The following is a 9,934-nucleotide window of genomic DNA, read 5'->3' as shown; positions in this document are numbered from 1 at the left end:
CGGTGGCATCATCACGGTGTCGATCATGTACACCGTCGCGTTTGCGGTGGGCACGCCGCCGCAGACTACGCCGGAATTGTTGGCCCTGAGGTTATTGCCTTGGCCGGTCACGGTGACGTTGGCGCCCTGCAGCGTCGGGTGGGTGCCGTCGATCATGGCGGGACTCATTTGTCCCTGCAGCACGTGATACGTCAGAATGCTGTTCAGCATCGGAGCGTTCGTCTTGAGCTGGTCGAGAGTCGATGCGGGAAGCTTGTTGAACGCAGCATCGGTCGGCGCGAAGACCGTGTACTGCCCGTTGTTGAGCGTGTCGACCAGGTTCACCTGCGGGTTGAGCTGTCCCGATACCGCTGCAGTGAGGGTGGTCAGTTCCGGATTGTTCGATGCCGCCACCGCGACCGGGTCTTGCGACATCCCGTCCACCGACGCCGGACCACTGGGATGCAGGGCTGCGTAGTCGGCGCATCCCGGGCCGACTAAGTCGGCTGCCGCCGCCACGGGGGAGGTTGCCACCGCGAGGCCCATCACCGCAGCCGCCGCGATACCGGTTGCCGCGATGGTCTTGTTTTGCATTTTCATTACCGTTTGCTTCCTTGTTGAATTCTTAAGACGGTCCACCCCGTCTTATTCGACTCTGACATGGTTTCTTCGGAGCCAAGCCGGTATCGGATTGATTACAGCGAAATCAGCCGTAGGTGAAGGAATAGACCTGCAAGCCCGCGCTCGGTTTTACCTCGAGCGTTCCGGGCGCGACCTGGTCAGCGGAGAGGATCTGGTGTGACGTTGGCGGCCCGCTGATCGGCAGCGTGGATGACTTGCCGTCTTTTGTCACGGTGACGGTGCCGGTGCCGCCGACAACGAGGTAGACGTTCTTGGCGTGGTAATTGAGTTTGATGCTCGAACCGTCGCTGTTGGCGGTCGCGCCCTGGTAATCCAGCGACCACGGGCCGCTCAACGCGAAGCTGTCGGCGGCCAGACTCGGCGGATAGCTGAAAGCCCTTGAGCCCTCGTCATACACTCCGACGCCGCGGTAGTTGACCATTTTGCCGACGCTGAAATAGGTCTCGGGGGTGAGCCCGGGCTTGGGCGTGGTGTCGGGCGCGTCCACGGGCCGGGTTAGCTTGGTGCCGGGTTGGGCCTCGGTGAGCAACTGCCTGATCAGCTTCTCGGTGACGTCGTAGTCACCTTCGCCGAACTTGATGTGCCGGACCGTGCCTTTCGAGTCGATCAAATACTCGGCCGGCCAGTACCGGTTGCGATAGTTCGTCCAGGTCGAGTAGCCGTTATCCAGCGCTACCGGATACTTGATGCCCAGGTCCGCAGCGCCTTTGGCGACGTTGGCGGCGACTTTCTCGAACGCGTATTCCGGGGTGTGCACGCCGATGACCTCAAAACCGCTGTCCCGGTAGGCGTGGTACCAGCCGACGACATGCGGGATAGCGCGTTGGCAGTTGATGCACGAATAAGCCCAGAAGTCGACCAGCACGACTTTGCCCCGCAGCGAGTTCAGATCGATAGGATTATCTCCAGGCGTGTTCAGCCACCCGGTGATGCCTTTCAAAGCCGGCGCAGGCCCGCACTGTTCGAGATAAGCTGCTCCGTTGCTGCAATTGGAGAGTCCGGCATTCTGATCGTTGACAATGCCGCCGAGGTTGAGCTGTTGCCGAATCCGGTCGTCGCCGCCGACTTTTTGCTGCAGCGTGCTGGTGTAGTCCGGGATGGCCCGCTGGAGGAGGGCGGGCAGGTTGAAGACCAGCGCCACCGCCAGCAGAATCGTCACGACCCCGGCCAATATCCGGATCTGGCGCTGGCGGCGCCGGAAAGCGGTCACCCGTTTCGCCACTCGTTGGCCGGCCAGCGCAAAGAACAGCAGCGGCAGCGCGGCGCCCACCGCGAACGCGCTGGTGAGGATGATGGTGTTGACTCCAATCCGCGCGGTCGCCCCGGCCACCACGATCGCCGCCAGCACGGGGCCTGCACAGGGGACATAGAGCACACCGAGCGCCAGGCCGAGACCGAATCCGTTCTCGCGTGTTGCGAATTGTTTCTGTGGAAGACGGGAGAACGGCCGCTCCAGCAGCCGCTCGAACGCCGGGAAGATCAGGCCCAGTCCGATGGCGACCAGCGCGACCAGCGCGATCCAGCGAATGGCGTCCTGCGGCAGGTGCAGCAGCGACAGCGCTGCCGAGCCGAGCAGGGTGGCCAGGCTGAAGCTGAGTACCAGGCCGCCGATCACCCGGTACGGGCGCAAAGTTTCGGACAGTGCACGTTTCGGCTTGACCGCCACAGCGACGCCGCCGCCGGATTCCGGCAGCGGAGCCGGGTCACCGGCGTCGCGCTGCGCGCCGGAGAAGAAGATCACCGGAAGAACCGGCAGAATGCACGGCGAAATTCCGGTGATCAGACCGCCGACGAAACCGATCAGCGCCAGGGCAAGCATGTCTGCTATTCGGTGCCGTCCCGCTCGCGGATCGCCCACGCGGCGATGGGGTCGGAGTCCGAAACCCTGAGCCAGGGCATGGCAAGGCGGTCCGGCGAACCGGACCGCCTTGCCTGAACGAGACTTTTACTGACCGGGCGGCATCAGCACCGTGTCGATCATGTAAACGGTCGCGTTCGCGGTGTGCACCCCTCCGCACACCAAGCCTGCGTTGTTGACCTTGAGGTCGTTTCCGGCGCCCGTCGCCGTCGCGTCAGCGCCCTGCAGGGTTTTGTGCGGGCCGTCGACCTTGGCCGGACTGAGCTGCCCCTGCACGACGTGATAGGTCAGAATCTTCGTCAGCAGCTGCGAATCGGTTTTGAGCTTGTCGATCGTCTCGGCCGGCAGCTTGTCGAAGGCGTCATTGGTCGGAGCGAACACCGTGTACTGGCCGTTGTTCAGCGTGTCGACCAAATTGACCTGCGGATTCAGCTTGCCCGACAGTGCCGACGCCAAGGTCGACAGCATCGGGTTGTTCGACGCGGCGGTGGCGACCGGGTCTTGTGCCATACCGGCCACCGACGCCGGTCCGCTGGGGTGCAGTGCAGCGTAGTCGGCACACCCGGCGCCGACCAGGCCGGCCCCGGGATCGGCCGCGGGTGACGTCCCCGCCGGCGCCGCCGTACTTGTCGCGGGCTTGGTGCTGCTTTGTTTCGCCGAATCAGACTTACTGGAACAGGCCGAGAAGCCGACGACAGCGACCGCCGCCAAACTCACCGCCACGACTTGTCTACCCGGAAGGTGCGTCATTGCTTTGGACTCCTTTACGTCGCCGGCCCTCGCCGCCCGAGTGTGCCCGACGCAGAGGCATTCGGAGCGACGGGGGCCCCGGATTGGGCCGCACCGCATCAGGTGACGCGCGTCAGTGCCGAATCAGTCAGTGCCGCATCAGTCAGCGCCGAATCAGGGGGCCGGTGGCATCAAGACAGTGTCGACCATGTACACCTGTGCGTTCGCGGTGCTGATCCCGCCGCAGAGCACGCCGGCGTTGTTGACTTTGAGCTCGTTGGCGGTACCGGTCACGGTCAGGGTCGTGTTGGCGTCGAGCGTCTGATGCACGCCGTCCACCTGCGCTGGGGTCAGCTGCCCGTTCACCACGTGGTAGGTCAGGATCGCGTTCAAGAAAGGCGCGTCGGTCTTCAGCCGGTCCGTGGTGGCCGGATCGAGTTTCGCAAAGGCGTTATCGGTTGGGGCGAACACCGTGAACTCGCCCTTGTTCAGGGTGTCGACGAGGTTCACCCCCGGGTTGAGCCGGCCCGACAGGGCCTGGGTCAGCGTGGTCAACTGCGGGTTGTTCGACGCGGCGACGGCAACCGGGTCCTTCGCCATACCGCTGACCGATCCGGGCCCGGTCGGCACCTGCTGCTCGTATTCGGCGCAACCCGGACCGACGACGCTACCCGCAGCGACTGCAGACGTTGTCGTGGTCGGCGGGACCACTGTGGTCACCGTGGTGACGACGACTGTCGTCGTGACGGTCGATGATTGCGCCGGGTGGTCTCCGGTTCTGGCGCATCCGGGCAACGCCAGCACCGCGATCGCGGCGATGCTGGTCGCGGTGAGCGATTTTTGCCGAATCCGGGCCATGGCAGCCGCCTCTCTCGTCGCCAGTCAGGCTACGACGTGTCCGGACGTCGACCACGCCAAGACTCGCCGTAGTTGTGGGCGCTATTCCTGCAGCAGGCGGCACAATAAGTGCGTGACTCGGGCAACGGGGCAGGGCGAAGGCAGGCTGCGGGTGCTGGTGCTGGGTAGCACCGGCTCGATCGGCACCCAGGCGCTGGAAGTCATCGCCGCCAACCCGGACCGCTTCCAGGCGGTCGGGCTCGCAGCCTACGGCGGGCGACCGGAGCTGCTGGCACAACAGCGCGCCGCGACCGGCGTCACCGACATCGCAGTCGTCGACGAGCAGGCGGCCGACACGGTCGGTGACGTCACCTACCGCGGCCCCGACGCGGTCACCCGACTGGTCGAGAACGCTGAGGCCGACGTCGTGCTCAACGCTCTGGTGGGCGCGCTGGGCCTCCGGCCCACCCTGGCCGCGTTGGCGTCCGGCGCCCGCCTGGCGCTGGCCAACAAGGAATCACTGGTTGCCGGGGGACCGCTGGTGTTGCGGGCGGCGCACCCGGGTCAGATCGTGCCCGTCGACTCCGAGCATTCGGCACTGGCGCAGTGCCTGCGCGGCGGCACGTCCGACGAGGTCGCCAAGCTGGTGCTGACCGCCTCCGGCGGCCCGTTCCGCGGCTGGTCTGCCGCCGAGCTCGAGCATGTCACCCCCGAGCAGGCCGGCGCCCATCCCACCTGGGCGATGGGCCCGATGAACACCCTGAACTCGGCGTCGCTGGTCAACAAGGGACTTGAGCTCATCGAAACGCACCTGCTGTTCGGCATCCCCTACGAGCGCATTGAAGTCGTGGTGCATCCGCAGTCGATCGTGCACTCGATGGTCACCTTCACCGACGGCTCGACGATCGCGCAGGCCAGCCCGCCGGACATGAAGCTGCCGATCGCGTTGGCGCTGGGCTGGCCGGCACGGGTCGCCGGCGCGGCCGCTGCCTGCGACTTCAGCACCGCCAGCCGCTGGGAGTTCGAGCCGTTGGACGCCGAGGTCTTTCCCGCGGTGAAGCTGGCCCGGCAAGCCGGAGAGGCCGGCGGTTGCATGACCGCGGTGTACAACGCCGCCAACGAAGAGGCGGCGGAGGCTTTCCTTGCGGGTCGGATCGGTTTTTCCGCCATCGTCGGCACGATCGCCGACGTGCTCGGCACCGCCGACCGATGGCGCGAGCCACCCGCTACCGTGGATGACGTACTCGATGCGCAGCGCTGGGCCCGCGAACAAACGCGACGCGCGGTCGAGTCATTGGAAATGGGGCGGTTTGAGGAAGGTGGCACGAACCCGATGAGGTTTGTAACCCGATGATGTTCGTGATCGGCGTCGTGCTGTTCGCGCTCGCCATCCTGATCTCGGTGGCGCTGCACGAGTGCGGCCACATGTGGATCGGGCGGGCGACCGGCATGAAAGTGCGCCGCTATTTCGTCGGTTTCGGTCCGACGCTGTGGTCGACGCGACGCGGCGAGACCGTGTACGGCCTCAAAGCCGTCCCGGCAGGCGGCTTCTGCGACATCGCCGGCATGACCGCGGTCGAAGAGCTCGAGCCCGACGAACGTGACCGCGCCATGTACAAACAGAAGACCTGGAAGCGCAGCGCGGTCCTGCTCGCCGGGCCCGGGATGAACTTCGCCATCGGCCTGGTGCTGATCTATCTGATCGCGGTGACCTGGGGGCTGCCGAACCTGCACCCGCCCACCTCCGCCGTCATCGGTCAAACGGCCTGTGCGGCGAAGGAAGTCAAGCAAGGCCAGTTCGAGCAGTGCACGGGCCAGGGCCCTGCAGCGGCCGCCGGCATCAAGGCCGGCGATGTGGTAGTCCAAGTCGGCGACAAGCCGGTGCGCAACTTCACCGAACTGGCCGCGGCGGTGCAGAAGGCGCACGGCAGCATTCCGGTGGTCGTCGATCGCGATGGCACCAAGATGACCAAGTACGTCGACGTCACGCAGACCCAGCGCTGGGTGTCGAACGGCAAGGGCGGTGCTGTCCCGGCCACCGTCGGAGTGATCGGCGTCGGCGCGCCGGCGTTCGGGCCGACGCACTACAACGTCGCCACCGCGATCCCGGCGACGTTCGCGTTCACCGGAAGCCTGTCGGTGGAAATGGGCAAGTCGCTGGCCGCCATCCCCACCAAAGTCGGCGCGCTGGTGCACGCCATCGGCGGCGGGCATCGCGACCTCGACACCCCGATGAGCGTGGTCGGCGCCAGCATCATCGGCGGCGACACCGTCAACCATGGTCTGTGGGAAGCGTTCTGGCTGTTCCTGGCTCAGCTGAACTTCATCCTCGGTGTGGTCAACCTGGTGCCGTTGCTGCCGTTCGACGGTGGACACATCGCGATCGCGGTGTTCGAGAAGATCCGCAATATGATCCGCTCCGCCCGCGGCAAGGTGGCCGCGGCGCCGGTGAACTACCTCAAGCTGATGCCCGCAACCTACGTAGTGTTGGTGCTGGTGGTCGGTTACATGCTGTTGACCGTGACCGCCGATCTGGTCAACCCGATCAGGCTGTTCCAGTAGAGGTCAGCCAGTAGGAGAAGAAATGAGCGTCGGCGGTGTCAGTCTCGGGCTGCCGGACCTGCCCCAACCAACCTTGGCGTCGCGGCGCAAGACCCGCCAGCTGATGGTTCGCGACGTCGGGGTGGGCAGCGACCATCCGATTTCCGTGCAGTCGATGTGCACCACCAGGACCCACGACATCAACGCCACACTGCAGCAGATCGCCGAGCTCACCGCAGCCGGCTGCGACATCGTGCGGGTGGCCTGCCCGCGCCAGGAGGACGCCGACGCGCTGTCGACCATCGCCAGGAAGAGCCAGATCCCGGTGATCGCCGATATCCACTTCCAGCCGAAGTACATCTTCGCCGCGATCGACGCCGGCTGCGCGGCGGTGCGGGTCAACCCGGGGAACATCAAGGAATTCGACGGCCGGGTGGGTGAGGTCGCCAAAGCCGCCGGCGAGGCCGGCATCCCGATCCGCATCGGCGTCAACGCCGGGTCGCTGGACAAGCGGATCATGGTCAAATACGGCAAGGCCACGCCGGAGGCCCTGGTCGAGTCGGCGCTGTGGGAGGCCTCGCTGTTCGAGGAGCACGGCTTCGGCGACATCAAGATCAGCGTCAAACACAACGACCCGGTGGTGATGGTCCGGGCGTACGAGCTGCTGGCCGCGCAGTGTGACTACCCGCTGCACCTCGGCGTCACCGAAGCCGGCCCGGCATTTCAGGGCACCATCAAGTCGGCGGTCGCCTTCGGCGCGCTGCTGTCAAAGGGCATCGGCGACACCATCCGGGTGTCGCTGTCGGCGCCACCGGTCGAGGAGATCAAGGTCGGCACTCAGATCCTGGAGTCGCTGAATCTGCATCCGCGCTCGCTGGAGATCGTGTCCTGCCCGTCGTGCGGGCGCGCGCAGGTCGACGTCTACAGGCTTGCCAACGAGGTCAGCGCCGGCTTGGACGGGCTCGACGTCCCGCTGCGGGTCGCCGTGATGGGCTGCGTGGTCAACGGTCCGGGGGAGGCCCGCGAGGCCGATCTCGGCGTCGCATCGGGCAACGGCAAGGGTCAGATCTTCGTGCGGGGCGAAGTGATCAAGACGGTGCCGGAAGCCAAGATCGTCGAGACGCTGATCGAGGAGGCGATGCGACTCGCCGGCGAACTCGGCGAACACGGCGAACAACCGGGCACCACAGCAACTACTGGTTCACCAGTTGTGACCGTAAGCTGACATAGTCGGTCGATGGCCGACTGGCCCCACCCAGCCGCCAACGAAAGAATCACTATGTCGGCTCCGCCCCTTTCTCGCCTGGCCGACGAGCGACGAGTGTCGGTGGTGCGCGATGCGGCAGCAGTGCGTCGCGTTCTCGACGATGACCCGGTCGGGTCGTGCATGGTCGCCGCGCGGGTCGCCGACCATGGCATCGACCCCACCGCGATCGGCGGGGAACTGTGGACGCGGCGTGGCGCCGAGGAGTCGTTGTGCTACGCGGGGGCCAACCTGATTCCGTTGCGGGGCAGGCCCGATGATCTGAAGGTGTTCGCCGACGAAGCGATGAGCACAGCCCGGCGGTGCTCGTCGTTGGTGGGCCGGGCCGAATTAGTGATGCCGATGTGGCGGCGACTGGAGTCCGCCTGGGGCCCGGCACGCGACGTCCGCGAACAGCAGCCCCTGCTGGCGCTGAACCGGATGCCCAGCTGTGCGATGGACACCGAGGTGCGCCAGGTTCGGGCCGACGAAATCGACGCCTACCTGGTGGCCGCGGTCGACATGTTCATCGGTGAGGTAGGTGTCGACCCGCGTCTCGGCGACGGCGGTCGCGGCTACCGGCGCCGGGTGGCTGGCCTGATCGCCGCCGGCCGGGCGTGGGCCCGCTTCGAACACGGCGAGGTCGTCTTCAAGGCCGAAGTAGGCTCGCAATCCCCGGCGGTGGGGCAGATCCAAGGGGTCTGGGTGCATCCTGAGCGGCGGGGGCAGGGCTTGGGCGCCGCCGGGACGGCGACGCTGTCGGCCGTCATCGTCGGGACCGGGCGTATCGCCAGCCTGTACGTGAACGACTTCAACGCTGTCGCGCGCGCCACCTATGCCCGCGTCGGGTTCCGGGACGTCGGGGCGTTCGCGACGGTGCTGCTCGACTAGCCGGGGTATACGGCTCGCGACACTTAAACGGTTGCGACGACACGCCGAGACGGTGCACGCACGTTTATGTCTCGACGAACAACACGGCACCGAAAAGACCATCCCGAACGGATAACGGTCGGGTTTCGGTGTGTCGCCGCTCGCGTCGCTTCCTCAGTTCTAACATCAGCCACAATGGCAACTAAAACCACACTGGTAACACGCGTCGTCGCTCTGGCAATACTCGCCGCGGGGGCTGTGCCGAGCTGCACCCCACGTCCGGACGGTCCGCTGCCGGCCGCCGAGCAGTTCTTCTCCGCGCTGGCCGTGGGCGACACCGCCCGCGCCGCACGGCTCACCGATAGCGACGAAGAGGCGCGGGAAGCGTTGAACGCGGCGTGGTCCGGGCTGCAGGCCAGCCACCTCGACGCGCAGGTCCTCGGCTCGAGGTACACCGAAGACACCGGGACCATCAAATACCGCTACACCTGGCACCTGCCCAAGAAGCGGAGCTGGGTCTACGAGGGTCAGCTGCAGATGGCCCGCTATGAAGGTCACTGGCAGGTCCGCTGGAACACCACCGATCTGCACCCGAGGCTGGGTGAGCATCAGATGTTGGCGCTGCGGGCCGATCCGCCGCGCCGAGCCTCGGTCAACGAGGTCGGTGGAACCGATGTGCTCGCGCCGGGCAACGTCTATCACTACTCCTTGGACGCCGGCCGGGCCGGCCCCTATCTGATCGCGACGGCGCATGCGGTCGTCGACGCGCTGCGGCCTTTCGACGACACGCTGGACCCGCAACTGATCGCCGAGCAGGCCAGCGCGACCGGCAAACCGTTCGACTTGATCACGCTGCGCAAAGACGACAATGACCAGCTGGCCCCGGTGGTGCGGAATTTCCCCGGCGTGGTCATCACGCCGCAGGCCGACCTGCTGCCGACCGACGACGGGTTCGCCCCGGCGATCGTCAACGAGGTGAAGAAGGCCGTCATCGACGAACTCGACGGCCAGGCCGGCTGGCGGATCGTCAGCGTCAACCAGAACGGTGTCGACGTCGCCGTGCTCAACGAGGTGGAGCCGTCGCCGGCGCCGTCGGTGACGATCAGCCTGGACCGGGTGGTGCAGAACGCCGCCCAACACGCCGTGAACAACCAGGGCCGCCAGGCGATGATCGTGGTGATCAAGCCGTCGACCGGTGAGATCCTCGCCGTCGCCCAGAACGGCGCCGCCGACGC

The 9,934-nt window shown here is 66.3% G+C and carries 9 protein-coding genes; 5 read left to right on the top strand and 4 right to left on the bottom strand.

All coding sequences use genetic code 11. The features are described from left to right. The 4 genes from WA317_RS04205 to WA317_RS04190 all read right to left on the bottom strand — a co-directional run. Positions 1–579 (bottom strand): fasciclin domain-containing protein (locus tag WA317_RS04205; RefSeq protein WP_425171848.1); only part of this gene is annotated, 579 nt, incomplete at its 3' end. A gap of 106 nt (positions 580–685) precedes the next feature. Then, positions 686–2,440: a cytochrome c biogenesis protein DipZ gene (locus WA317_RS04200; RefSeq protein WP_425171847.1), complete on the bottom strand. Its 1,755-nt coding sequence runs from the start codon at positions 2,438–2,440 to the stop codon at positions 686–688. A gap of 126 nt (positions 2,441–2,566) precedes the next feature. Continuing rightward, a complete protein-coding gene (locus tag WA317_RS04195) occupies positions 2,567–3,229 on the bottom strand; it encodes a fasciclin domain-containing protein (RefSeq protein WP_425171845.1) in 663 nt (220 codons plus the stop codon). Positions 3,230–3,382: 153 nt separating this feature from the next. Next, complete coding sequence (locus WA317_RS04190; protein WP_425171844.1) at positions 3,383–4,066, bottom strand: fasciclin domain-containing protein; 684 nt, start codon at positions 4,064–4,066, stop codon at positions 3,383–3,385. A gap of 112 nt (positions 4,067–4,178) precedes the next feature. Between WA317_RS04190 and dxr the strand changes: the two genes are divergently transcribed. The 5 genes from dxr to WA317_RS04165 all read left to right on the top strand — a co-directional run. Then, positions 4,179–5,399, top strand: coding sequence for a 1-deoxy-D-xylulose-5-phosphate reductoisomerase (gene dxr / locus WA317_RS04185; protein WP_425171843.1), 1,221 nt, complete (start codon positions 4,179–4,181; stop codon positions 5,397–5,399). Further along, a complete protein-coding gene (locus WA317_RS04180; protein ID WP_425171842.1) occupies positions 5,396–6,607 on the top strand; it encodes a M50 family metallopeptidase in 1,212 nt (403 codons plus the stop codon). The genes dxr and WA317_RS04180 overlap by 4 nt, the downstream gene beginning before the upstream one ends. A 22-nt stretch (positions 6,608–6,629) precedes the next feature. Further along, complete coding sequence (ispG, locus tag WA317_RS04175; protein ID WP_425171841.1) at positions 6,630–7,811, top strand: flavodoxin-dependent (E)-4-hydroxy-3-methylbut-2-enyl-diphosphate synthase; 1,182 nt, start codon at positions 6,630–6,632, stop codon at positions 7,809–7,811. Positions 7,812–7,865: 54 nt separating this feature from the next. Then, positions 7,866–8,720 (top strand): GNAT family N-acetyltransferase, encoded by an 855-nt coding sequence (locus WA317_RS04170; RefSeq protein ID WP_425171846.1) that lies wholly within the window; start codon positions 7,866–7,868, stop codon positions 8,718–8,720. A gap of 174 nt (positions 8,721–8,894) precedes the next feature. After that, the coding region (locus WA317_RS04165) for an NTF2-like N-terminal transpeptidase domain-containing protein (RefSeq protein ID WP_425171840.1) at positions 8,895–9,934 on the top strand (1,040 nt) is incomplete at its 3' end.

Source organism: Mycobacterium sp. (genome assembly GCF_049802695.1).
Lineage (GTDB): Bacteria > Actinomycetota > Actinomycetes > Mycobacteriales > Mycobacteriaceae > Mycobacterium.
The sequence above is the reverse complement of the archived record's forward strand: the minus strand, read 5'-3'. Positions and strand labels throughout refer to the sequence as shown.